Source organism: Streptomyces sp. NPDC042002 (assembly GCF_055588305.1).
On record NZ_JBVJCT010000004.1, the window covers coordinates 423,137 to 445,480 of the forward strand.

Annotated in this window: 20 protein-coding genes and 1 pseudogene; 7 read left to right on the forward strand and 14 right to left on the reverse strand. The window is 72.4% G+C overall.

Annotated features, from left to right (window positions below):
- Positions 1-32: 32 nt before the first annotated feature.
- A complete protein-coding gene (locus ACZ6KY_RS09535; protein ID WP_469309725.1) occupies positions 33-1,001 on the reverse strand; it encodes a DMT family protein in 969 nt (322 codons plus the stop codon).
- Positions 998-1,948: a phosphatase PAP2 family protein gene (locus ACZ6KY_RS09540; protein ID WP_469309726.1), complete on the reverse strand. Its 951-nt coding sequence runs from the start codon at positions 1,946-1,948 to the stop codon at positions 998-1,000. The genes ACZ6KY_RS09535 and ACZ6KY_RS09540 overlap by 4 nt, the downstream gene beginning before the upstream one ends.
- Before the next feature lie 231 nt (positions 1,949-2,179).
- Between ACZ6KY_RS09540 and ACZ6KY_RS09545 the strand changes: the two genes are divergently transcribed.
- A complete protein-coding gene (locus tag ACZ6KY_RS09545) occupies positions 2,180-2,797 on the forward strand; it encodes a TetR/AcrR family transcriptional regulator (RefSeq protein ID WP_469309727.1) in 618 nt (205 codons plus the stop codon).
- Between the two features lie 209 nt (positions 2,798-3,006).
- Here the strand turns inward: ACZ6KY_RS09545 and ACZ6KY_RS09550 are convergent, their stop codons facing one another.
- Positions 3,007-4,014, reverse strand: coding sequence for a DUF2510 domain-containing protein (locus ACZ6KY_RS09550; RefSeq protein WP_469309728.1), 1,008 nt, complete (start codon positions 4,012-4,014; stop codon positions 3,007-3,009).
- A gap of 820 nt (positions 4,015-4,834) precedes the next feature.
- Here ACZ6KY_RS09550 and ACZ6KY_RS09555 point away from each other — a divergent pair.
- A complete protein-coding gene (locus tag ACZ6KY_RS09555) occupies positions 4,835-7,501 on the forward strand; it encodes an ATP-binding protein (protein WP_469309729.1) in 2,667 nt (888 codons plus the stop codon).
- Positions 7,502-7,843: 342 nt separating this feature from the next.
- Here the strand turns inward: ACZ6KY_RS09555 and pcaDC are convergent, their stop codons facing one another.
- The 7 genes and pseudogenes from pcaDC to ACZ6KY_RS09590 all read right to left on the reverse strand — a co-directional run bounded on the left by pcaDC (position 7,844) and on the right by ACZ6KY_RS09590 (position 13,293).
- A complete protein-coding gene (pcaDC, locus tag ACZ6KY_RS09560) occupies positions 7,844-8,992 on the reverse strand; it encodes a bifunctional 3-oxoadipate enol-lactonase/4-carboxymuconolactone decarboxylase PcaDC (protein ID WP_469309730.1) in 1,149 nt (382 codons plus the stop codon).
- Positions 8,989-10,338, reverse strand: coding sequence for a 3-carboxy-cis,cis-muconate cycloisomerase (pcaB, locus tag ACZ6KY_RS09565; RefSeq protein ID WP_469309731.1), 1,350 nt, complete (start codon positions 10,336-10,338; stop codon positions 8,989-8,991). The genes pcaDC and pcaB overlap by 4 nt, the downstream gene beginning before the upstream one ends.
- Positions 10,335-10,898: a protocatechuate 3,4-dioxygenase subunit alpha gene (pcaG, locus tag ACZ6KY_RS09570; protein WP_469309732.1), complete on the reverse strand. Its 564-nt coding sequence runs from the start codon at positions 10,896-10,898 to the stop codon at positions 10,335-10,337. Before pcaG ends, pcaB begins: the two co-directional genes overlap by 4 nt.
- On the reverse strand, positions 10,895-11,671 hold the full coding sequence (gene pcaH / locus ACZ6KY_RS09575; RefSeq protein ID WP_469309733.1) for a protocatechuate 3,4-dioxygenase subunit beta: 777 nt from the start codon (positions 11,669-11,671) through the stop codon (positions 10,895-10,897). The genes pcaG and pcaH overlap by 4 nt, the downstream gene beginning before the upstream one ends.
- A 10-nt stretch (positions 11,672-11,681) precedes the next feature.
- A pseudogene (locus ACZ6KY_RS09580) lies at positions 11,682-11,816 on the reverse strand (3-oxoadipyl-CoA thiolase); the annotation flags it as partial.
- Between the two features lie 47 nt (positions 11,817-11,863).
- Complete coding sequence (locus tag ACZ6KY_RS09585; protein WP_469309734.1) at positions 11,864-12,511, reverse strand: CoA transferase subunit B; 648 nt, start codon at positions 12,509-12,511, stop codon at positions 11,864-11,866.
- Positions 12,511-13,293 (reverse strand): CoA transferase subunit A, encoded by a 783-nt coding sequence (locus ACZ6KY_RS09590; RefSeq protein ID WP_469309735.1) that lies wholly within the window; start codon positions 13,291-13,293, stop codon positions 12,511-12,513. Before ACZ6KY_RS09590 ends, ACZ6KY_RS09585 begins: the two co-directional genes overlap by 1 nt.
- 305 nt (positions 13,294-13,598) lie before the next feature.
- Here ACZ6KY_RS09590 and ACZ6KY_RS09595 point away from each other — a divergent pair, with 305 nt between their 5' ends.
- The gene (locus ACZ6KY_RS09595; protein ID WP_469309736.1) at positions 13,599-14,063 is read left to right on the forward strand and encodes a MarR family winged helix-turn-helix transcriptional regulator; all 465 of its coding nucleotides are present in this window, start codon (positions 13,599-13,601) and stop codon (positions 14,061-14,063) included.
- A gap of 197 nt (positions 14,064-14,260) precedes the next feature.
- Here the strand turns inward: ACZ6KY_RS09595 and ACZ6KY_RS09600 are convergent, their stop codons facing one another.
- Both ACZ6KY_RS09600 and ACZ6KY_RS09605 read right to left on the reverse strand, forming a co-directional pair.
- On the reverse strand, positions 14,261-15,235 hold the full coding sequence (locus tag ACZ6KY_RS09600) for a DUF3048 domain-containing protein (RefSeq protein WP_469309826.1): 975 nt from the start codon (positions 15,233-15,235) through the stop codon (positions 14,261-14,263).
- 177 nt (positions 15,236-15,412) lie between these two features.
- Positions 15,413-16,483 carry an ATP-dependent DNA ligase gene (locus tag ACZ6KY_RS09605; RefSeq protein WP_469309737.1) on the reverse strand — a complete coding sequence of 357 codons (1,071 nt, stop codon included), beginning with the start codon at positions 16,481-16,483 and terminating at the stop codon, positions 15,413-15,415.
- A 74-nt stretch (positions 16,484-16,557) separates the two neighbouring features.
- Between ACZ6KY_RS09605 and ligD the strand changes: the two genes are divergently transcribed.
- Together ligD and ACZ6KY_RS09615 are read left to right on the forward strand one after the other, a co-directional pair.
- Positions 16,558-17,601 carry a non-homologous end-joining DNA ligase gene (gene ligD, locus ACZ6KY_RS09610; RefSeq protein WP_469309738.1) on the forward strand — a complete coding sequence of 348 codons (1,044 nt, stop codon included), beginning with the start codon at positions 16,558-16,560 and terminating at the stop codon, positions 17,599-17,601.
- 273 nt (positions 17,602-17,874) lie between these two features.
- A complete protein-coding gene (locus tag ACZ6KY_RS09615; RefSeq protein WP_469309739.1) occupies positions 17,875-18,912 on the forward strand; it encodes a LacI family DNA-binding transcriptional regulator in 1,038 nt (345 codons plus the stop codon).
- Positions 18,913-19,295: 383 nt separating this feature from the next.
- Here ACZ6KY_RS09615 and ACZ6KY_RS09620 read toward each other — a convergent pair whose 3' ends face one another.
- The gene (locus ACZ6KY_RS09620; protein ID WP_469309740.1) at positions 19,296-20,087 is read right to left on the reverse strand and encodes a VOC family protein; all 792 of its coding nucleotides are present in this window, start codon (positions 20,085-20,087) and stop codon (positions 19,296-19,298) included.
- Positions 20,088-20,356: 269 nt separating this feature from the next.
- Here ACZ6KY_RS09620 and ACZ6KY_RS09625 point away from each other — a divergent pair, with 269 nt between their 5' ends.
- Positions 20,357-20,602, forward strand: coding sequence for a WhiB family transcriptional regulator (locus tag ACZ6KY_RS09625; protein WP_469309741.1), 246 nt, complete (start codon positions 20,357-20,359; stop codon positions 20,600-20,602).
- 100 nt (positions 20,603-20,702) lie between these two features.
- The gene (locus tag ACZ6KY_RS09630; protein ID WP_469309742.1) at positions 20,703-21,143 is read left to right on the forward strand and encodes a hypothetical protein; all 441 of its coding nucleotides are present in this window, start codon (positions 20,703-20,705) and stop codon (positions 21,141-21,143) included.
- Between the two features lie 219 nt (positions 21,144-21,362).
- Here the strand turns inward: ACZ6KY_RS09630 and ACZ6KY_RS09635 are convergent, their stop codons facing one another.
- On the reverse strand, positions 21,363-22,340 hold the full coding sequence (locus ACZ6KY_RS09635; protein ID WP_469309743.1) for an acyl-ACP desaturase: 978 nt from the start codon (positions 22,338-22,340) through the stop codon (positions 21,363-21,365).
- Positions 22,341-22,344 lie beyond the last annotated feature (4 nt).

A 22,344-nucleotide genomic window follows, 5' to 3' on the forward strand; every position in this document is an offset into this window, starting at 1 on the left:
GGCGCCGGCAGTCGAACGCGAACCGGCTGTTCCTACAGTGACGTCAGGTGGCCCGAGTTGGGTTGCCGGGGCGTCAACGAGGGTTCGTACGCCGCCGATCCCGGCTCCAGCGCCAGCACCGCGGCGACCGGGTGGTCGTCGTCCACGAGGTTGTCCATGGGAGCGTCCATCGGGACCGCGGCCGGCTCGGGCGCCGAGCGGGACAGCGTCATCACGCCCCACCCCGCGATCGACGCCCCCGTGAGCGCGAGCAACAGGCCCCCCGCGCCGCCCTGGAGGCGTTCGCCGAGCAGCGACAGCCCGATCACCGCCGCGGCCAGCGGGTTGGCGAGTGTCACGACGGCCAGCGGGGCACCGAGTCCGCCCTGGTAGGCGGTCTGCGACAGCAGCAGTCCGCCCGCCGCGAAGACCGCCACGAGCAGCGCCACCACGACGACCTGGGCGCTCAGCGGCGAGTCCGAGCGGTCCGTCGCGGACACCGTCACGGTCTGGGTGAGCGCCGACGCCACGCCCGAGGCGAACCCGGAGGCCGTGGCGTGCCGCAGACCCGGCCGCGCACCGCGCGACAGCCCGCCGATGACCACGGCGGTCGTTCCCGCGACGGCCAGCGCCTGCGGCAGGCTCAGCACATCGTCAGGCGCGGGCCCGGACGCGGTGACGAGCAGCGCGGCGAGACCGAGCAGCGTGAGCGCCGTACCGCGCCACTCGACCGCGCTGACCCGCCGTCCGGCGATCCGCGCGCCCAGCGGCACGGCGGCCACGAGGGTGAGCGCCCCGAGCGGCTGGACCAGCGTGAGCGTTCCGTACTTGAGGGCCGCGACGTGCAGCAGCGCGGCCGCGGCGTTCAGTGTCACCGACCACCACCAGGCGCCGCGGGCCAGCAGGCGCAGGGTGCCCGTGCCGGAGGACCGGGCCGCCAGCCGCTCCTGGGCGACGGCCGCGGAGGCGTACGCGACGGCGGAGAAGAGGGACAGGACGACGGCGGTGAGCGTCGGGTTCATCGCCGCGCTCCCACGAGTTCGGGCAGATCCCGCACGGAGACCTCGGCGCGCTCGCGCGCCCGGCCGGCCCTCACGGTCGTCACCGTCCGGTGCGGCGGACGGACCACGGCGAGGGCGACGCAGAGCAGCGCGGTCGCGACGATCGCGTCGAGCCAGTAGTGGTTCGCGGTGCCGACGATCACCAGGAGGGTGAGCAGGGGGTGCAGCAGCCACAGCGCGCGCAGCCGCGACCGGGTCGCCGCGATCAGGCCGATCGCGACCATCAGCGCCCAGCCGAAGTGCAGCGACGGCATCGCCGCGAACTGGTTCGCCAGGGCGTCGGCCGCCGGGTGGGCCCCGTACACCGTGGGCCCGTACACCTGGCCGGTGTCGACGAGGCCCGCCTCGGCGAGCAGCCGCGGCGGTGCGAGCGGGAAGGCGAGGTGCCCGACCAGGGCCGCGGCGGTGACCAGGGCGAGGACCCGGCGGGCCCACACGTAGTGCGCGGGGCGCCGCAGGTACAGCCACACCAGGAAGGCGACGGTGGCCGGGAAGTGGACGGTCGCGTAGTAGGTGTTCGCGATGTGCACGAGCGTCTCGCTGTGCAGCAGCGTGGCCTGTACGGCGCCCTCGCCCGGCAGGTGCAGGGACCGTTCCCAGCCCCAGACGCGGCGCGCGTTGGCGAAGGCCTCGTCGGTGCGGCCGGTGGCCAGCAGGCGGCCGGCCTTGTAGACGACGAAGAGCCCGACGACGAGCAGCAGCTCCCGCAGGAGCGGCGGGCGCGCCGCGGTGTCGTCCGGGTTCGGACCTGCTGCCGCGTCCGGGTCCGCGTGCGGCTCCGGCCGCGGACGCGGCTGTGCCTCGGTGGCCGCGTCGTGTGACGCGGCCGTGGGTATGGCCGCGTCGGGCGGCTCCGGTTCTGATGCCGACTCGGATGCGGAATCTGCAGGCTCGGTTCGGGAATCCATCCCCCGGCCCCCTTGCTGACGGTCTTGTGTCGAGTGGTGCGCGGTGAGCCCAGGACAGGACCCACTCGGCCTCCGTACGGGGAGGAGTGGATCCTGTCCGAGACCCATCGATACGGCAGTGTACCGATACGCAAGGGTACCGATACGGATTCGTACCGGTACCCTTGCGTATCGATTACACTGGGCGCAAGACCGCACCGGTGCGAGCCGGATCGAGCGAGGAGAAGCGCCATGACGTCGCAGGCCGCGGACGGACCGGAGACGGTCGTCGCCTCGCGCCGCTCCAAGATCACGCCCGAGCGTGAGCAGGAGTTCTACGACGCCGTGCTCGAACAGATCCGGGAATGCGGATACGAGGCGCTCACCATGGAGGGCGTCGCCGCCAGCACCCGGTGCAGCAAGTCCACGCTCTACCGGCAGTGGAAGACGAAGCCCCAGTTCGTGGCCGCCGCGCTGCGCAACAACCGCTGTCCGCGGTTCACGGGGATCGACACCGGCTCGCTCGCGGGAGACCTGCGCGAGGCGGCCAGGGCCGCGGGCGAATGGTCCGCCCGGGACAGTACGCAGTTGCTGCAGGGCCTCGGCAACGCCGTGATGCAGGACAAGGAGCTCCAGCAGGCGCTCCGCGACGCGCTCGTCGAACCCGAGGTCGCCGAGCTGCGGCAGATGGTCAGCCGTGGCGTCGAGCGCGGCGAGGTCGCCGCCGGCCACCCGGCGCTGGAGTTCATTCCGGCCCAGATGCTCGGCGTCCTGCGGGTGCGCCCGCTCCTGGACGGCCAGTACGCGGACGCGGCGTATCTCACACGGTTCGTGGAGGCGGTCGTGCTTCCGGCACTCGGGCTCACCTAGTACTCAGGCCGTCGTCCGTGGGATGACCGAACGTCGGCCTGTAACGCGCCGCACCGTGGGGACGGGGGCGGCGCGCACCCCCCGGCCGGGTGGGGTTCCCCTTGAGCGGAGGGGCGCTCCACCCGGCCGATCCATGTCCCGGGCGTCCCGGTGTCCCGGCGGGGCCGGGACACCCAGGGGCTGGGGCAGGGTGTGCGGAGGCGCCGCTCCTAGGCGTTCTGCCCGTTGCCGCCGGTCCCGGCCGCCACCTTGATGCCCTTGGTGATCGTGTCGATGATCGACTGCTGGGGCGCCTTGGAGCTGACGTCGACGCCGAAGCGGACGACGACGAGGGAGGCGGGGGCGGCGGGGGAGGGGAACACGAGCGACTCGACGTAACCGTCGTCGCCCTTGCTCGTCGCGACCTTCCAGCGGACCAGATAGCCCTTCTCGCCGGCCACCGTTACCGCCTTCGAGGCGAGTTCCGTGTGCGAGGTGATCGAGCCGTAGCCCGTCCCGTACGACTCGGTGGCGTTCTTGGAGATGTCCTCCTTGGCCGCCGCCTCCGCCGTCGTGGACTTCAGCTTCTGCGCGCTCGCCGGAGCCGAGTACGCGCCGCCGCGCTGGCAGTTCTGCGAGGTGTCGCCGGGGCACTTGTAGGTGTCCTTGGTGGAGACCGCGGCGGCGCTCGCGCCGCTCTGGCCGGTCCAGCCGTCCGGCACCGGGATGCTGATGCCGTTGAACACGTCCGTGGCGTAGCCGGGCTCGGTCTGCGGCTGGCCCGACCCGCCGGGCGCCGGCGTCTGTCCGCCGAAACCACCGGAGCCGCCGGAGTCGCCAGGGGCACCGCTCGGACCGCCCGAGCCGCCCTGGCCGCCGTCGGGCGCGCCCGGTCCGCCCCGGCCGTTCGGCCCGCCGGGATCCTGGGAAGCCGCGCTGCCGCCGCCGCCTCCGCCGTCATCGGTCAGCGCGTACACGCCGCCGCCGATGCCCACGAGGACGGCGATCGCCGCCGCGACCGCTATGCCCGTGCGCACCCCGCGCCGCGGGCCACCCGGGGTGTGCGGCGGGTACGGTCCGGCCTCCGGCGGGTAGGCCGGGGGACCCCATACGGCCGCCGACCCGACGGGTCGGATCTGGTCCGTCCATGCCCTACCGTCCCACCAGCGCTCGGTGGCGGGAGCGTCACTTGTCTGCCCGGGGTCGGGATACCAGCCGGGGGGAGTCACCTGCGTCATGGGCCCACCGTATGAGCCCAGGGTGAAAGCCGGATGAGAGGGCTCCCCCGAAGCCCGCCCAGGGGCCCGCCCCGGGCGTGCCCGGACCCGACACGGGCGTGCCCGGACCTCGCGGAGCGTGCCCGGACCTGCGGCAGATACGCCTGGCCCTGGCGCGGGTGTGTCCGGACCTGACGAGGGGCTTTTCGAGGGGGCCCGCCTCGGACGCGGGGCGGCGGACCCGGGCGCCCCGGGACGTCGGGCCGGCCCCGCTGCCAGCCGTTTCGGCGCCCGCGCGTCCGTGCGGGCTCGGAGAGCCGGGGCCGCGAAGGTGCGGGCGGCCTTCGCGGCCCCACCGGACGGATGAAGAACGTCAGTGCCAAGGGCGCGTCTGTCGCACGAGTGCCCCGGCCCCGCCGCCGCCCTCCGGGGTGAGGAGCGGGTGGCGACGCGCGTCGCGGGACAGCCGTGGACGCCGGCTCGTGTTCCTCGGTGAAGTCGCCCACGGTGTCCAGGAGCGGGGTCTGTGGGAGTGCCGGACCGGAGGGCGCGCAGGTCACAGTCGCGCGCGGGGGCGCTGGTGCCGGTTCCTGCCGGGGCGCGCGGATGTCGGCCGATCCCGGCTCGGCCGCGCGAGCGAAGGCGGAAAATTACCTTCATTTTCGGCGCAGTTGACTGTCCATGATGTTCGCCCGGGCTGCTGGGCGCCCAGTGGCATCGCCTCCGCGACAACGCCGTCACCCGTCCCGGCAACTGCTCCCGGGTCCCGCCTCCACCGGGGCTTCCAGGAGGCTAGGCTCATTGCAGTCACGTCGTTTGGGCGGCCTGGGGAGGTAGCGGGATGACGGAGGTACGGCCCGGAGCGGTCGCCTCGGCTTCCCTGTGGGAGCGCGATGAGGAGGTCGCCACCCTCGAAGAGGCGATCACCGCGCTGGGCGCGGACTCCGCGACCTCGGGCACCCTGCTGGTGCTCAGCGGCGAGGCGGGGCTCGGCAAGACCGCCCTGCTGGCCGAGACGCGCCGGATCGCGGAGAGCAAGGGCTGTGCGGTGTGGTCGGCACGCGGCGGCGAGACCGTCACGTCCGTCCCCTTCAATGTCGTACGGCAGTTACTCCAGCCGGCCCTCGTCTCGCTGCTTCCGGAGGAGGCACGCGAATACCTGGGCGACTGGTACGACATCGCAGGGCCCGCCCTCGGCATAACGGAACCGGGTGACCGTCAGCCCGACCCGCAGGGCGTCTGCGACGGCCTGGTCGCCGCGGTGCGGCGGCTCGCGAAGCGGGACTGGCCGCTCGTCCTGCTCATCGACGACGCGCACTGGGCCGACCAGGAAACCCTGCGCTGGCTCGCCGCGTTCGTCGAGCGCCTCGACGACCTGTCCGTCCTCGTCGTCGTCGCCCGCAGGCCCGGCGGAGTCACCGGCGAGAGCGCCCGGCTGCTCGACGCCGTGGCCACCGCGGCCCGTCCGATCTCCACCCTGAGCGCGCTGACCCCGGCCGCCACCGAGGGACTCACCCGCGCCACGCTCGGCGAGCACGCCGACGCGCCCTTCTGCCGCGAGGTGTGGGCGGTCACCGGCGGCAACCCGTACGAGACGGTCGAACTGCTCGCCAAGGTCCAGGACAGCGAACTGGAGCCGAGCGAGGGCTCGGCCGCCGAGCTGCGCGACCTGAACCGCTCGGCCCGCGGCCGCGGGCTCGTAGCCCGTCTCGAAGGACTCGGCATCGACGCCACCCGGTTCGCCTGGGCGGCCGCCATTCTCGGCACCGGTATCTCCCTCGACCTCGCCGCCCAACTCGCCGGAATGCCCGACGAGGAGGCCTTCCGCTGCGCCGAACTTCTGGGCGCGGCCCGCATCCTGACCGCGGCCGGGTCCCCGAACGGCCAAGGGCCCGACGGCGACCTGGAGTTCGTGCACCCGCTGATCGCGACAGCGGTCTACCGCTCGATCCCGGACGCCCTGCGCACGGCGATGCACGGTCAGGCGGCCTGGGCCGTCACCGAGTCCGGACGCGGTGCGGCCGCGGCCTCCCGCCACCTCCTCGAAGTGCATCCGGACGACGATCCCGAACTCGTGGAGCAGATGCGCGAGGCCGCCCGAGAACACCTCGCCGTCGGCGCCCCGGACGCGGCCCGGCGCTGTCTGGAGCGTGCGCTGAGGGAGCCACCGCTTCCCGAGGTGCACGCGCGGGTGCTCTACGAGCTGGGCTGCGCCACGCTCCTGACAGCACCGTCCACGACCATCGGCCATCTGCGTGCCGCACTCGAACGGCCCGGCCTCGAAGACACCGTGCGAGTGGACGCCGTCTTCAGGCTCTCCCAAGCGCTGGTCCACAACAACCAGTTGGACGAGGCCGTCCGCACGGTCGACGCCGAGGTCGAGCGGCTGGAGCCGGGACCCGCCCGGATGCGGCTCCAGGCCGTGCACTACATGTGGGAGGGCATCCACGCGGGCGAGGAGCGCGCCGGACACTCCAGCGGTCTCGCCGAACTCGTCACGACCTGTACCGGGCGCGACAACTCCGAGCGCGCACTCCTCATACTGCGCGGCTTCGACGCCATGACCCGCGGGGAGAACGCCGAGGAGGTCGTGGAACTCTGCGACCGGGCCCTCGTCAACGGCCGCCTCGCACCCGGACTCGCCTGGACCGACACCGAGTGGGGCGTCGAACTCCTCCTCATGCTGGGCAGCGCGTACGCCTACGCGGACCGGCTCGACCGGGCCGAGAGCCTGTTCAGCGAGGCCCTGCACGCCTATGTGAAGGCGGGCTGGAGCGGCGGTCACCTGTCCCTGGCCAACGCCTACCTCGGCCTCGCCCACCGCAGGCGAGGCCGCCTCGCCGACGCGGAGCACTACCAGCGCGAATCACTGCGCCTCGCCGAGCGGGTCGGACGAGGGCTGCCCCTGTACTGGTCGGCGACCTGCGGACTGATCGACACCCTGCTGGCCCGCGGGCACGTCCAGCAGGCCGCGGAGATCGCCGAACGCCACGGGTTCGCACCTCCGTACCCCTCCACCATCGTCCTTCCCGACACCCGCTCCGTGCGCGGCCGCCTGCTGCTCGCCGTCGGCCGCACCAAGGAGGGCATCAACGAACTGGAGGCGGCGGAGAAGGCCGCCGCGGCTCGCGGCCACCACAACACGGTGCTCGCACCCTGGGCCGTCGACCTCGCCAGGGCGCTCGCCACCGAGGACCCGTCACGCGCCGCCGCCCTGGCCACGGACGCCCGCCGGCAGGCCGAGCGGTTCGGCACCGACACGGCGATCGGCGAAGCGCTCCGCTGCGCCGCCGCCCTCGAAACCGGCCAGCGCGCGGTCCGGCTGGCAGCCCAGGCCGTCACCTACCTGGAAGCCTCGCCCTGCCAGTACGAACACGCGGCTGCCCGCATCGAGTACGGCATCGCGTCCCGCTCGGTGATGGAACTGAACAAGGGCCTGACCCTGGCACGTACCAGCGGGGCGGACGGCCTGGTGGCAAAGGCGGAAGCGGCACTGGCGGGGCTGTAGCCAGGTGTCAGGTGCCCAGCCTCCTGGCCGGGCCCCGGGCGGCTGGTCCCCCTGGCCCCGGGGCGGCCCCGCGACGCGCCGAGTCCGGCCCCGCGCGTCGCGGCCCGGCATCCAGGGGCCCACACCCCGGGACGGACCGAGCGGGCCGTCCGGGGCCGGTGATCCGGGCCGTACGGGGCGGGCGCGCCGGGCCGCAGGGAGCGGGCGAGCCGGATCGTGCGGGGTCGCCGAGCCGGGCCGTACGTGGTCGTGGAGCCTGGGTGGCCTGCCCCGTTCCGCCAGGGGTACCCCGAGTGGGGGTCGAGCCGGAGTGGTCGAGCCGGGTGGCGCGCCCTCCGTTTGCTAGCTTCCCCCCGAGCGGGGTCCTTCCTCCGGGTCCTCCTCCGTCAGCACCCGCTGGGCCACCGCGAACGCCGAATTGGCGGCCGGGACACCGCAGTAGACCGCTGTCTGGAGCAGCACCGCGCCGATCTCCTCCGGGGTGAGCCCGTTGCGTCGCGCCGCGCGGACATGCATCGCCAGCTCGTCGAGGTGGCCGTGCGCCACCAGCGCGGTCAGCGTGATCATGCTGCGCTCGCGGCGCGTCAGCGTCGTATCGGTCCAGATCTCGCCCCAGGCGTAGCGCGAGATGAAGTCCTGGAACCGGGCCGTGAACGGGCTCTGACGCGCCTGCGCACGGTCCACGTGCTCGTCGCCGAGAACCTCACGGCGCACCTCCATGCCACGTCGCGCGCCTCCCGTCGAGAAGTGCGCCCGCAGGGCCGTCAGCACGGCCTCCGGGCACTGCGCGGGCGCCAGGTGCGAGGCGCCCGGGATCTCGACGAGCGCCGCGCCCCGCACCGCGTCCGCGATCTCGCGCAGATGCGCGGGCGGCGTGGCGGGGTCCTCGCGCCCGGCGATCAGCAGCGTCGGTACGGTGACCGACGCCAGCCGGTCCCGGATGTCGAACGCGGCCAGGGCGTCACAACAGGCGGCGTACGCCTCCGGGTCGGCGTTGCGGTGGTCCTCGACCAGCTCCGGCACGGTGAAACCGGCGGTGAACCATCGGGTGCCGGCGGTCGCGGCGACGGGCCCGAGGCCTTCGCGGCGCACCAGCTCGGCCCGCTCCTCCCACGGCTTCGACCCGTTGAAGTGGGCCGAGGAACAGATGACGGCGAGGGAGGCGAGCCGCTCGGGCTGGTGGACCGCGAGATGCAGGCCCACCGCGCCGCCCAGCGAGACCCCGGCGTACGAGAAACGCTCGATGCCCAGGGAGTCGGCCAGTTCCAGTACGAGCGCGGCCAGGTCGGCGACGGTCGCTCCGGGGCCGATCGACTCGGCCGGTGAGCCGCCGTGTCCGGGCAGGTTCCAGCGCACCACCCGGTGGGTGACGGACAGTTCGGGCGCGATCTTGTCCCACAGGGCGTACGAGGTCCCGAGCGAGGGTCCGAGGAGCAGCGGGGGAGCGGTGGCGGATCCCTCGGTGCGGTGGTCGAGCAGGTGCACGGTCAACGTCGCTCCAGGGCACGGTCGGTGAGGACTCCGGCGGAGCCCGTGTAGTGGGCCGGGTCGGTGAGCTCGGCGAGGTCGACGCCCGGCAGGTCCTTGAGATCGGGCTCCTCGCCGAGCACCTCCGCGAGGGGCCGCCGCTCGGCGACGGCCCGCTCGGCGGCTCGCGTCAGCAGCTCCCTGGCACGCGACCGGCCGAGTACGGGCGCGAGTTCAGCGGCCAGCCGTTCGGAGACGATCAACCCATGGGTGAGACCCAGGTGTTCACGCATGGCCTCGGCGTTCACCCTTAGTCCTTCGGCCAGTTCGGCCGCGTCGCGGGCCGCCCCGCCGACCAGCCGGAGCAGATCGCGCAGGGGTTCCCACTCGGCGTGCCAGGCCCCGGCCGGCCGTTCGTCCTCCGCCGCCATCGCGCCGTACAGGGTGGCCGCGAGCAGGGGCGCACGCCGGGCCGCGGCGGCCACGAGGGTGGCCCGCACCGGGTTCGCCTTGTGCGGCATCGCGGACGAACCGCCACCTGCCCCCTCGGCCAGCTCGGCGATCTCGGTGCGCGAGAGGGTGAGGACGTCGACGGCCGTCTTGCCGAGAGCACCGGCCGTGAACGCCAGCGCTCCGGCCAGGTCGGCGATCGGCGTGCGCAGGGTGTGCCAGGGCAACCCGGGCTCGGCGAGGCCCAGTTCACGGGCGTACGCGGCGGTCAGGGCCCGGGTGTCGTTCGCGCCGAAGGCGGTGAAGGCGGCCAAGGTGCCGGCCGCGCCGCCGAGTTGGGCGGGCAGGGAGGACCGTACGGCGTGCAGCCGGTCCCTGGCGTCGAGCACCAGCGACCGCCACCCCGCCGCCTTCAGTCCGAAGGTCGTCGGCACCGCGTGCTGGGTGAGCGTGCGTCCCGGCAGCACGGTGTCCCGGTGCTCCTCCGCCAGCCGGGCCAGCGCCCGCCCGGTCCGGTCCAGGTCGCTCAGGACCAGGTCCAGGGTGCGGGCCGCGACGAGCATCGTGGCCGAGTCCAGGATGTCCTGGCTCGTCGCGCCCCGGTGGACGTACGGGCCGAACTCGGCCGGGACGGCGGCCGTCAGGTCCGCGACCAGGGGGATCACCGGATTGCCGCCGCCCCGGGCGCGCAGCGCGATCGACGCGATGTCGAAGTCCGCGCTGTCGGCCGCGAAGGTCACCGCCGTCGCGGCCTCGGCAGGCGCCAGCCCCAGTGACGCCTGGGCCCGGGTCAGCGCGGCCTCCGCGTCGAGCAGGGCCCGCAGATACGCGGTGTCGCTCGTCGCGGCCGACGCCGGGGCGCCCGCCGTACCGGGAGCGAGCAGTCCGGTGCCGGACGCGTCGGGGTCGGCGGCTGTCACCGGAACTCCAGGAAGACCGTTTCGCCTTCGCCCTGAAGACGGATGTCGAAACGGTACGTCCGCGGCGCGCCCTCGGCCGCGATCAGCGTGGCGCGCCGCTCGGCCGGCAGCGCGTCGAGCAGCGGGTCCGGGCCCTCGGCCAGATAGGCGCGGGTGAACAGGTGGTGTGTCAGGCCGCGCGCGAACACGCACACACTGATGTACGGCGGCCCGGCGTTCCCCGGTGGCAGGGTGCGCAGCGCGTAGCGGCCGTCGGCGTCGGTGGCGACGCGGCCGAAGCCCGTGAAGTCGACGCCGTTGCGGCCGAGGAAGCCGCCCGTCGAGGGGTCGCGGCGCAGCGAGCCGGGGGCGCCGGTGAGGGAGCCGTCGGGCGCGGCCTGCCAGACGTCCAGCAGGGCGTCGGGGACCGGCGCGCCGGCGCCGTCGAAGACGCACCCGTGCAGGGTGATCGTGTCGGGGTGGCCCTGGGGCGCGATGTCGCCGCCGCCGGGGAAGGGCAGCGCGTGGCCGTAGAACGGGCCGATGGTGTGGGAGGGGGTGGGGAGCAACCGCTCGGTCATGATCGACGGCCTTCCTCGATCCAGGTGGCGGAGGGACCGTCGAGGACGATGTCCCACTCGTAGCCCAGGGAGAACTCGGGCCGCGAGAGATCATGGTTGTAGGCGGCGACCAGCCGGTCACGGGCCGCCTCGTCCGTCACGGACCGCAGGATCGGGTCGTAGCGGAAGAGCGGGTCGCCCGGGAAGTACATCTGGGTCACCAGCCGCTGGGTGAACGCCGTGCCGAAGACCGAGAAGTGGATGTGCGCGGGCCGCCACGCGTTGGTGTGATTGCCCCACGGGTACGGTCCCGGCTTGATCGTGGTGAAGGTGTACCGGCCCTGATCGTCCGTCAGGGCGCGTCCCACACCGGTGAAGTTGGGGTCGAGCGGTGCCGGGTGCTGCTCGCGCAGATGGGCGTACCGTCCCGCGGCGTTGGCCTGCCAGATCTCGATGAGCTGGCCGCGCACCGGACGGCCGTCGCGGTCGAGCAGCCGGCCGGAGACGGTCGTCCGCTCGCCGATCGGTTCGCCCCGGTGGTGCCGGGTGAGGTCGTTGTCGATCTCGGTGATGTCGGTGACCCCGAAGACCGGGCCCGACAGCTCGACCGTGTCCGGGTCGCCGCCGCTCACGGCGACCAGCGGCTGTTTCGGGTGGCGGAGCCGGGAACTGCGGTACGGGGCGTAGTCGCGCGCGGCGTGGTGCCGCACGGGCGCGCCGCCGGCGACCGCCTTGTCGTACGTGTCCTGGAGATCCTTGATCTCGACGTCGATGTCCGACTGAGTGAGAGCCATGGCCGACTTCCTAGCGTTCGAGGACGAGGGCGAGGCCCTGGCCCACGCCGATACAGAGGGTGGCGACGCCAACTCCGCTGCCTTTACGGGCGAGTTGGTGGGCGACGGTTCCGGCGAGCCGGGCACCGGATGTGCCGAGGGGGTTGTACGCGCCGACCGGCGTCCGGACGGCATCGACGATGTGGACGTCCCTCACGACTTGACCCCCTCCGCGACACGGACCTCGGCGGCGGTCTTCGCCGCGATCTCCTCGGCCGTGACACCCGGCGCGGTCTCCACCAGGAGCAGGCCCTCGGCGGTGACGTCGAGGACGCCGAGGTCGGTGATGATCCGGTTCACGCACGCCTTCCCGGTGAGCGGCAGTTCGCACTCCCCAAGGATCTTGGGCGAGCCGTCCTTGGCGGTGTGGGTCATCACGACGATGACCGTACGGGCCCCGTGGACGAGGTCCATCGCGCCGCCGATTCCGGTGATCATCTTGCCGGGGACGGCCCAGTTGGCGAGGTCGCCGCCTGCCGAGACCTGCATCGCGCCGAGCACGGCGACGTCGATGTGCCCGCCGCGGATCATCCCGAAGGACAGCGCGGAGTCGAAGTACGAGGCACCCGGCAGGACCGTGACGGTCTCCTTGCCGGCGTTGATGAGGTCGGGGTCGACCTCGTCCTCGGCCGGGTAGGGGCCGGTGCCCAGAATGCCGTTCTCCGACTCCAGGATCACCTCGACGCCCGCGGGGAGGTGGTTGGGGATCAGCGTCGGCAGGCCGATGCCGAGGTTCACGTACTGGCCGTCCGCGAGTTCACGCGCGGCGCGGGCGGCCATCTCCTCCCTGCTCCAGGCCATTACTCGCTCACCGTTCCGTCCGCCGCGGACACCGAGACCGTCCGCTTCTCGATCATCTTGGCGTTCGCCTGCTCGCGGGTCAGGGCCACGACGCGCCGCACGAAGATGCCCGGCAGATGCACCGCGTCCGGATCGATGCCGCCCGGCTCCACGAGCTCCTCGACCTCGGCGATCGTCACCCGGCCGGCCATCGCGGCCAGCGGGTTGAAGTTCCGGGAGGACTTGTTGAAGACGAGATTGCCGTGCCGGTCGCCCTTCGCGGCCCGTACCAGCGCGAAGTCCGTACGGATGCCGTGCTCCAGGACGTACGGGGTGCCGTCGAACTCGCGCACCTCCTTCGGCGGGGAGGCGAGTGTGACGCCGCCCCGGCCGTCGTACCGCCACGGCAGCCCGCCCTCGGCGACCTGCGTGCCGACCCCAGCGGGCGTGTAGAACGCGGGAATCCCGGCGCCGCCCGCGCGCAGCCGCTCGGCCAGCGTGCCCTGCGGGATCATCTCGACCTCCAGCTCGCCGGCCAGGTACTGCCGGGCGAACTCCTTGTTCGCGCCGATGTACGAGCCGGTGACCCGGGCGATGCGCCCGGCGGCGAGCAGGGTCGCGAGCCCGGAGTCCATGGCCCCACAGTTGTTGGAGACCACCCCGAGCCCCTGGACGCCACGCGTGTGGAGGGCCTCGATCAGCACGTTCGGTACACCGCTGAGGCCGAATCCGCCGACCGCGAGTGTCGCGCCGTCCGGTACATCGGCCACCGCCTCCAGTGCCGTGGCGACCACCTTGTCCATCCGCGAAGCCTCATCTCTCCCGAGTGTCCAGCTCCCGAATTAATCAGGGCACTGATTAATTCTTCGAGGTTCTCGACACGCTGCCACCCGGAGTTCGGTCCGTCAAGACCCCAGATGGGGGGATGAATCGAGAGACCGCCAGGGTCGTCGGAGGTCGGGACAGTCGCCGGGGAGAGGGGTATCGTTCAGTGCACAAACGAATTCGGTGCACAAACGGATTCAGTGCGCCAATGGATTCAGCGCATCGACGCATACGACTCTGGTGTCGCGCGGTCATCAGCGCGTACCGGACCCGAGGAGCGCACATGGCCGCGGTGGACCTCTCCACCCACCCCGGGCACCTGGCCCGGCGACTGCAGCAGGCGCACTACCTGCTGTGGAACACGATGGTCTCCGAGGAGATCACCTCGCCCCAGTTCGCGGTCCTGAACGCGCTCGTCGCCGAGCCCGGCCTCGACCAGCGCACGGTGGGGGAGCGGGTCGGGCTCGACCGGTCCACGATCGCCGAGGTCATCAGCCGGCTCGGGCGCCGCGCCCTGCTGGACAAGGTGCGCGATCCGCAGGACGGACGGCGCTTTTTGCTCCGCCTCACGGACGACGGGCTGCGTGTCCACCGCAAACTGACCGTCCGCACCGCGCGCATGAACCAGGTCTTCCTGGCCCCCCTCTCCGCCGACGAGCAGACCGTCTTCCTCGACCTCATCCAGCGGGTCTCGGACGCCGCCGAGGGTCTCCGCAACCCTGGCGAACCCCTCGGCGCGCAGCGCTGAGGGCTGCCCGGCGGGGCGAGGCGGCCGTGGCCCCGGGTGCGGGGGCACGGCTCGGGCCGGGGGGCCGACGCGGGCGGGACGGTGGTGAGCCCACCCGGGCCGCGAGGCGGACGCGGGGCCGGACGGTGGGGGCCCGCCTTGGCCGTGGCGCGGACGCGGGGCCCTTGGGAGCCGGACCCCGCTTGCCGGCTGCCGGCTCACGCCTTGGCGAAGACCACCCACACCTGGCCCTGGGCGAAGTTCATCGGCGCGCCGTCCGGGGTCGTGAACCGCGTGCCGTCGGACGCTTCGGGCCGCGTCCAGTTCGCGTCGAAGGAGCGGCCGTCGCGCAGCACTTGCGCCGTGCCCGAGCCCACCGACTCCGTGTACGGCGAGTTGTTGCCGAGGACGTCGTGGTACTTGGACTTGCGCACCTTCACGTACTGGATGACCACCGTCGCCGGTGCCACCGAAGTGCCGTCGGTCGTCACGGTCGGCGTGCCGTCCATGGCCACCAGCCAGCGGTTGCGCTCGGCGGACCAGGTGAAGGTGAAGCGGGCCGACGGGAAGCGGACCGTGCGGGAGGTCTCGGGGGTGCCGCCGGCGGGCGCCGTACCGAAACGGAATCCGGTGGTCAGCGCGGTGTCGCCGGGCGCGGAGCCCATGAGCCGCTGCGGGCGCAGATACAGATTGTGCGGCGCGGCCTTGCCCGCGCCCCGGTACCAGGCGTCGGACATCTTCCCCGGCGGCTCGGGATTCAACGGAGCGTCGTCGATCAGCGGCAGCAGCCTGCGCTGGGCCCCGGAGAAGGCGAGTGTCGGCTCGTGGAACTGTCTCAGCACCTCCAGATCCGACTCGCGGGCGCTGCGTACGGGTCCGACGGCTTTGGGCAGCGTGCTCGCGAAGATCGCCATCAGCCGGCTCAGACCGCCCTCGACCTGCTCCGCGTACACCACGTCCGCCGCGTCGAGCCCCGTCTGGGGGCGGGCCTCGGGTACATTGTCGATCTTCACCGCGAGCACCGAGCCGACGTTCGAGAGGCCGTTCCCGGTGTCGCTCGGGCTCTGGCTCGGGGTCCGGCCCTGGCCGTTGTCGGTCGGTCCGCCCCCCGAGGTGCAGCCCGTCATCAGGGAGCCCGTCACCGTGACGGCCAGCAGCGCCGCCGTCCATGCGCCGTGCCGTATCCGCACCATCTCTCGCCTGCCCACCGTGCCACCTGTCCCGTGCCATCGATTGTGCGCTCATCAGTTCATCGGTGCCCATACCCGATCGTTTCTGGTTGTGCGCGTCGACTGAGTTGACCGGCTCGGCGGGATGATCCGGGCTGGGCGAAACGGAACCGCGGAGGGGGCCGTTCCGTGCCCGGCGTGTCAGTCCTGTGGGCCCAGGATCTCCGCGAGGTCGTAGCCGACCGGCTCGTCCAGTTGTCCGTACGTGCAGCTCTCGGCGGTGCGGTCGGGGCGCCAACGGCGGAAGCGGGCCGTGTGGCGGAACCGTGCCCCGTTCTCCATGTGGTCGTACGCCACCTCGGCCACCCGTTCGGGCCTGATCGGGATCCAGGACAGGTCCTTCTTCGCCGACCATCTGCTGGGCGCGCCCGGCAACCGCGCCGTCTCGTGCGCCGACTCCTGCGCCCAGGCCGCCCACGGATGCCCGGCCGCGTCCTCCAGCCGCAGGGGCTCCAGCTCCTCCACCAGTTCCGCGCGCCGCTTCATCGTGAACGCGGCGCTCACTCCCACGTGCTGGAGCGTGCCCTTGTCGTCGTTAAGGCCGAGCAGCAGCGACCCGACGACCGGGCCGCTCTTGTGGAAGCGGTAACCGGCGACGACGACATCCGCCGTCCGCTCGTGCTTGATCTTGTACATGGCCCGCTCGTCCCGCAGATACGGCAGCGTGAGCGGCTTCGCCATGACCCCGTCGAGCCCCGCCCCCTCGTACTGCTCGAACCACCGCTGCGCCACCTCGCGGTCCGTGGTCGCCGGCGCCACATGCACCGGCGCGGTCACCCCGGACAGCGCCGTCACCAGCAGCGCGCGCCGGTCGCCCAGCGGAACGTCGAGCAGCGACTCGTCGGCCAGCGCCAGCAGGTCGAAGGCCACGAACGAGGCGGGCGTCTTCTCGGCCAGCATCCGCACCCGCGAGTCCGCCGGGTGGATCCGCTCCGTGAGCGCGTCGAAGTCGAGCCGCCCGTCCCTGGCGATCACGATCTCCCCGTCCATCACGCAGCGCTCCGGCAACCGCTCCCGCAACGCCTCGACGAGCTCGGGGAAATACCTGGTCAGCGGCTTGCCGGTGCGACTTCCGATCTCCATCTCATCACCGTCGCGGAACACGATGGTCCGAAAACCGTCCCACTTCGCCTCGTAGTGCATGTCCGGCGGGATCTTCGCCACGGACTTGGCGAGCATCGGTTTCACGGGTGGCATCACCGGCAGGTCCATGCTTCGATTCTGCGCGGCGGCGCGGGCATCCGCCCGGTGTGCGCGGTCTGCGTGCTGCGCCTACCGTGGCTCGCATGGGCGATGCGGTGGAACTCGAAGCGGCCGGCAGGAGCGTACGGCTGTCCAGCCCGGACAAGATCTTCTTCCCGGAGCGCGGCTTCACGAAGCTGGACCTCGCCCAGTACTACCTCGCCGTCGGTGACGGCATCCTGCGCGCTCTCCGCAACCGCCCCACCACCCTGGAGCGCTATCCCGACGGAGTGACCGGCGAGTCCTTCTTCCAGAAGCGGGCGCCCAAGAACATGCCCGACTGGATCCCGACCGCCCACATCACCTTCCCCAGCGGCCGCAGCGCGGACGAGATGTGCCCCACCGAGCCGGCCGCCGTGCTGTGGGCCGCGCAGTTCGGCACGCTCACGTTCCACCCGTGGCCGGTCCGCCGCGACGACGTGGACCGGCCCGACGAACTGCGCATCGACCTCGACCCGCAGCCCGGCACGGACTACGCCGACGCCGTGCGCGCCGCCCACGAACTGCGCGAGGTCCTCCACGAGTACGGCGACCTGCGGGGCTGGCCCAAGACCTCCGGGGGCCGCGGGCTGCACGTCTTCGTGCCGATCCAGCCGCGCTGGACCTTCACCCAGGTGCGCCGGGCCGCCATCGCCGTCGGGCGCGAGCTCGAACGCCGTATGCCCGATCGGGTCACCACCACGTGGTGGAAGGAGGAGAGAGGCGAGAAGATCTTCGTGGACTACAACCAGACCGCGCGGGACCGCACCATCGCCTCCGCCTACTCCGTACGTCCCCGCCCGCACGCCCCCGTCTCCGCGCCGCTGCGCTGGGACGAGGTGGAGGACGCCAGACCCCGGGACTTCGACCTGGCGACCATGCCGGGACGCTTCGCCGAACTCGGCGACGTGCACGCCGACATGGACGACCACGCCTTCTCCCTGGAGGCCCTGCTCGAACTCGCCAGCCGCGACGAGCACGACCACGGCCTCGGCGACCTCCCGTACCCGCCCGAGTACCCGAAGATGCCGGGCGAGCCCAAACGGGTACAGCCGAGCCGCGCCAAGCACGAGGACGCCCACGAGGACGCCCAGCCGCCGAGCCGCTGACCACCGGCGGCCGGATCGTCCACCGGACACGCTGATTCCCCGATTCCCCGCGCGTCCGGATCCCGTGGTTCGCCTCGGACACGGGCCGTATCACCTTCGGTCGGGCCTCCGGCCACCGGATGCCCGACGCCCGATGGCTCAGGGCCGGTTCTTCCCGCTCGTGGACCTTCGACGTGATCGGGTCGAGCTGTTTTCGGTCATCGGGGAGCGCTCTCACGGAGCGAGCGGTCGCGCGGCTATCCTGATCCGCATCCGCCGAGGAGGTGCCCTGAGGTGACCGAGACAGTGTCGCGCCCCACGCTGGAGGCCGTGGCCGCGCGGGCCGGGGTCTCCCGGGCCACGGTGTCGCGGGTCGTGAACGGTGGGGACGGCGTCCGTGAACCGCTCGTCGAGCGGGTGCGCCGGGCCGTCGAAGAACTCGGGTACGTGCCGAACCAGGCCGCCCGCAGCCTCGTCACCCGGCGCCACGACGCGATCGCCGTCGTGATCGCCGAGCCGGAGACCAGAGTCTTCGCGGACCCGTTCTTCGCACTCCAACTCCGCGGCATCAGCAAGGAACTGACGGCGAACGACTCGCAGCTCGTGCTGTTGCTGACGGAGGGCCGCGACGACCACGCCCGCGTCGCCCGCTATCTCGCCGGAGGCCATGTCGACGGCGCGCTCGTCTTCTCGCTGCACCTCGACGACCCGCTGCCCGGCCTGATCCACGGGGCGGGCGTGCCGACCGTGTTCGGCGGGCGGCCCGGCTGGGGCGAAGGAGACCGCGAGGCGGTCTACGTCGACTGCGACAACCGGGGCGGTGCCCGGCAGGCCGTTCGGTACCTCCTGGGTCTCGGGCGGACGCGCATCGCCCACATCACCGGCGCCCTCGACCAGACGTCGGCGGTCGACCGGCTGGACGGCTTCCGGGATGTCATGGCCGACGCCGATCCGGCGCTCGTCGCGCAGGGCGACTTCACGCCCGCGGGCGGCGAACGCGCGATGCGGGAGCTGCTGGAGCGCCGCCCCGACGTGGACGCGGTGTTCGTGGCGAACGACCTGTCGGCCCTCGGCGTGCTGCGCGTGCTGCGTGAGCACGGGCGACGGGTGCCCGACGACGTCGCCGTGATCGGGTTCGACGACATGCTGCCGATCGCCGAACAGACGGATCCGCCGCTGACGACGGTACGTCAGGACATAGAGGAAATGGGCCGGTTGATGGCCCGGCTGCTGATCCGCGGTCTGGAGGGCGGGGCGGCAGCGGAAGGCCCGGTGTCCGAGCCCTCCGGCGTGGTCCTGCCGACGACCGTGGTGCGACGGGTTTCCGCGTAGGCCTGCGGCGGACCTCCGCGGAGGTCTCCTCACTCCCGGTACGGGTCCAAGGTGCCCAGAAACAGGACGAGTTGAGCCGGAGATCGGGCAGCGGACCGTGCGGTGGGCCGCGACTTGCTGGACGACTCCCGTTGCCCGGCGGACGCCCGTGCGGGGCGGAACCGGGCCCTCGCCCCGCGGACTCGGTGGCATGCCGGTGTGGCCCGGCTGACGTCGACGTGCGAGGGCCTGCACCTGAGGGTGACGCGTCAGGGCATGGCGGGCGGGCGACACCGCGGCGCGAGGCGCGAGGGTGACGCCTGACGGTGAGGTGTGAGGGTGACGTGTGCGGGTGACGGCGAGCGGTGGGACCTCATGCGCCGGGGTCCCGCCGCTCGGGGACGTCAGCTCTGCTGCGGTGCGCTCTTGATCACCGCGAAGCGGGCCCCGTACGGATCGGCGAGCTTGGCCATGCGGCCGACGCCCTCCATGTCCGTCGCGGGCATACGGACCGTGCCGCCGAGCTCCTGGGCCTTGGCGACCACGGCGTCGGTGTCGGCGACCTCGACGTACGGCAGCCAGTACGCGCCGGACTTCGCCTCGACCGGGTCGTCGGCGAGCGGCATCACACCGCCGAACATGCTCTCCTCCTCGGTCCCCTCGGGGTTGATACAGGTGTAGGTGCCGCCGGGGAACGGAACCGCCGAAGTGTTCCACCCGAAGACCGAGTCGTAGAACGCGGCGGCTGCCGCGATGTCCGGGGTGTAGAGCTCGACCCAGCACAGTGAGCCCGGGTCCCCGGCCAGGCCCAGCCCCTTGGTCCGGCCCGGCTGCCAGATGCCGAAGGCCACGCCCGCCTCGTCGGCGAGCATGGCCATGTGGCCCTCGCCCATCACGTCCATGGGCGGCATGAGCACCGTGCCCTTGGCCTGCTCGACCGCCTTGGCCGTGGCTTCGGCGTCCGCTGTCTGGAAGTAGACGTTCCAGGAGGGCGGGCCCTGCTCGGCGGTGATCTGCATGCCGCCGGCCACGGTCTTCCCGTCGACCTGGAAGAAGCCGTAGCCACCGGCGTCCGGGCCTGCCGACTGGAACTGCCAGCCGAAGAGGCCTCCGTAGAAGGAAGTGGCGCCCTCGATGTCGGCCGTGCCGACATCCAGCCAGTTCGGGGCACCGTTGACGAAGTGGGTGGTGAGCATGATTGCCCTCCTTTGAGGGGTCCCGTTGCCTTTGGTGCCGAGTCTTCCACCGCCCACTGACAATCGCCGTCGGGACGCGCAAGCCGCCCCGGAGCGAGCCCTCGTTACTCTCGGTGGCCGCCGCGATTCGCATGGTTCTCAAGATTCCCCGCGCGCCGCCGTGCCCCGGACCCTCGCGCGGGGCCATCATCGAGGCCGCCAGGAGCCTTGGAACACGGCGTTGATCCTGCGTTGATCGAACGTTTTTCGCCGCGAGGCACGCTCTGACCATGTACTCGGAAACCATCACTCCGTCCGACCTCGCCTGGCAGGAGCAGGCGTTGTGCGCGCAGACGGGGGCGGACTTCTTCTTTCCCGAGCCGGGCAGCTCCGTGCGCGAGGCGAAACGCATCTGCGGGATGTGCGCGATGCGTTCCGCGTGCCTCGACTACGCGCTGAGCAACGACGAACGCTTCGGCGTGTGGGGCGGACTCTCCGAGAAGGAGCGCCTGGGCCTGCGACGCACCATGGATTGACGCGAGCTCGTCACCGGTGGCCGCATGACGCGGCGGGCGGCCACCGCCCGCACCGGGAAATCGGGTTCGCCGCTCCAGCGCCGACCGGCACCGTCCCGCCATGGACCGGACTCCGCGGCAGATCGTCGAAAGCCCGCTCAACGCCCTCGATCCGCTGCCGTACCCGCGGCGCGTGCGCGAACTCGCCCCGTACGCGCGGGAGATCCGCGAGCTGCGGGCGGTGCTGGAGGAACTCGACGCGGGCGGACCCCACGAGCGGGGGACCGGTGTCGTCATGGCGTCCGTCGGACGCGACGCCGAGTGGATCGCGGACCGTATCGCCGACCCCGGACGCCCCCACCAACTGCGCTTTCGTCTGCCGCGGTTCGCGACGCCGACCCGGGCCGCGTGCTCCGGACGCTGTTCGCGCCGGCCGAGTTCGCCGCGGCCCGCGGCAAGGCCCGGGACCCGACGGCCTGCGCAGACTCGCCCGCTCCGATGCGCCCGAACTCACCGCCTACGGACGCCGAGGGGACTGCTCCGCGCGCTCGGACACGCGTGAGCCCCCGGATCACGTCCCCGCGCGAGGCGGGGCGGTGTGAGCCGGGGGCCGAAGTGAGGGGCGCGTGTTCACGGGCGTCAGGCGCGGAGTCCCGCGCGTCACCAGCGGAGCCGCGTGGTCACGCGGGCCACCAGTGGGTCCGGGTGCACCCGAAGTCCGTCCACATCCAGGTGGCCGGCGACCCGGAAGCAGGCGTCGGAGCCGCGCTCGCGGGCGGGGCTACGCGGTCGCGCGGGCCGCCATGCGGGCCTTGCGGGTGGCGAGCTTCTCGTCGAACTTCGAGGCCTCCGCGTCGAGGCCGCCCATGAAGAAGCCGAGCTCCTCCTGGGCCTTGAGGCCCTCGGGGCCGAGGCCGTCCATCTCCAGGACCCTGAGGTGGCGCAGCACCGGCTGGAGCACGTCGTCGTGGTGGATGCGCATGTTGTAGACCTCGCCGATGGCCATCTGCGCGGCCATGCGCTCGAAGCCGGGCATGCCGTGACCGGGCATCCGGAAGTTGACGACGACATCGCGGACGGCCTGCATGGTCAGGTCGGGGGCGAGCTCGAACGCGGCCTTCAGGAGGTTGCGGTAGAAGACCATGTGAAGGTTCTCGTCGGTCGCGATGCGCGCCAGCATGCGGTCGCAGACCGGGTCGCCCGACTGGTGACCGGTGTTGCGGTGCGAGATGCGGGTCGCCAGTTCCTGGAAGGCGACGTACGCGACCGAGTGCAGCATCGAGTGGCGGTTGTCCGACTCGAAACCCTCGCTCATGTGGAGCATCCGGAACGCTTCGAGCTTGTCCGGGTCCACCGCGCGCGAGGCGAGCAGGTAGTCGCGCATCACGATGCCGTGCCGCCCCTCCTCCGCCGTCCAGCGGTGCACCCAGGTGCCCCAGGCGCCGTCCCGGCCGAAGAGGGAGGCGATCTCGTGGTGGTAGCTCGGGAGGTTGTCTTCGGTAAGGAGGTTGACGACCAGCGCGATGCGGCCGATCTCGGTGACCTTGGACTGCTCCTTGTCCCAGGCCTCGCCGTCCTCGAAGATCCCGGGGAAGTTGCGGCCGTCGCTGAAGGGCACGTACTCGTGCGGCATCCAGTCCTTGGCCACCTTCAGATGACGGTTCAGCTCTGTCTCGACCACTTCCTCCAGCGCGTACAGCAGACGAGCGTCGGTCCAGGCGGCTGCCGGGCTACCGAGGTCAGGAGAAGTGATCGTCACGGGT

What these genes read in the sequence shown, in the direction of transcription:
- ACZ6KY_RS09535 (WP_469309725.1), bottom strand. Translation starts at nt 1,001, where the DNA reads ATGAACCCGACGCTCACCGCCGTCGTCCTGTCCCTCTTCTCCGCCGTC.
- ACZ6KY_RS09540 (WP_469309726.1), bottom strand. Translation starts at nt 1,948, where the DNA reads ATGGATTCCCGAACCGAGCCTGCAGATTCCGCATCCGAGTCGGCATCA.
- ACZ6KY_RS09545 (WP_469309727.1), top strand. Translation starts at nt 2,180, where the DNA reads ATGACGTCGCAGGCCGCGGACGGACCGGAGACGGTCGTCGCCTCGCGC.
- ACZ6KY_RS09550 (WP_469309728.1), bottom strand. Translation starts at nt 4,014, where the DNA reads ATGACGCAGGTGACTCCCCCCGGCTGGTATCCCGACCCCGGGCAGACA.
- ACZ6KY_RS09555 (WP_469309729.1), top strand. Translation starts at nt 4,835, where the DNA reads ATGACGGAGGTACGGCCCGGAGCGGTCGCCTCGGCTTCCCTGTGGGAG.
- pcaG (WP_469309732.1), bottom strand. Translation starts at nt 10,898, where the DNA reads ATGACCGAGCGGTTGCTCCCCACCCCCTCCCACACCATCGGCCCGTTC.
- pcaH (WP_469309733.1), bottom strand. Translation starts at nt 11,671, where the DNA reads ATGGCTCTCACTCAGTCGGACATCGACGTCGAGATCAAGGATCTCCAG.
- ACZ6KY_RS09585 (WP_469309734.1), bottom strand. Translation starts at nt 12,511, where the DNA reads ATGGCCTGGAGCAGGGAGGAGATGGCCGCCCGCGCCGCGCGTGAACTC.
- ACZ6KY_RS09590 (WP_469309735.1), bottom strand. Translation starts at nt 13,293, where the DNA reads ATGGACAAGGTGGTCGCCACGGCACTGGAGGCGGTGGCCGATGTACCG.
- ACZ6KY_RS09595 (WP_469309736.1), top strand. Translation starts at nt 13,599, where the DNA reads ATGGCCGCGGTGGACCTCTCCACCCACCCCGGGCACCTGGCCCGGCGA.
- ACZ6KY_RS09600 (WP_469309826.1), bottom strand. Translation starts at nt 15,235, where the DNA reads ATGGTGCGGATACGGCACGGCGCATGGACGGCGGCGCTGCTGGCCGTC.
- ACZ6KY_RS09605 (WP_469309737.1), bottom strand. Translation starts at nt 16,483, where the DNA reads ATGGACCTGCCGGTGATGCCACCCGTGAAACCGATGCTCGCCAAGTCC.
- ligD (WP_469309738.1), top strand. Translation starts at nt 16,558, where the DNA reads ATGGGCGATGCGGTGGAACTCGAAGCGGCCGGCAGGAGCGTACGGCTG.
- ACZ6KY_RS09620 (WP_469309740.1), bottom strand. Translation starts at nt 20,087, where the DNA reads ATGCTCACCACCCACTTCGTCAACGGTGCCCCGAACTGGCTGGATGTC.
- ACZ6KY_RS09625 (WP_469309741.1), top strand. Translation starts at nt 20,357, where the DNA reads ATGTACTCGGAAACCATCACTCCGTCCGACCTCGCCTGGCAGGAGCAG.
- ACZ6KY_RS09630 (WP_469309742.1), top strand. Translation starts at nt 20,703, where the DNA reads ATGGACCGGACTCCGCGGCAGATCGTCGAAAGCCCGCTCAACGCCCTC.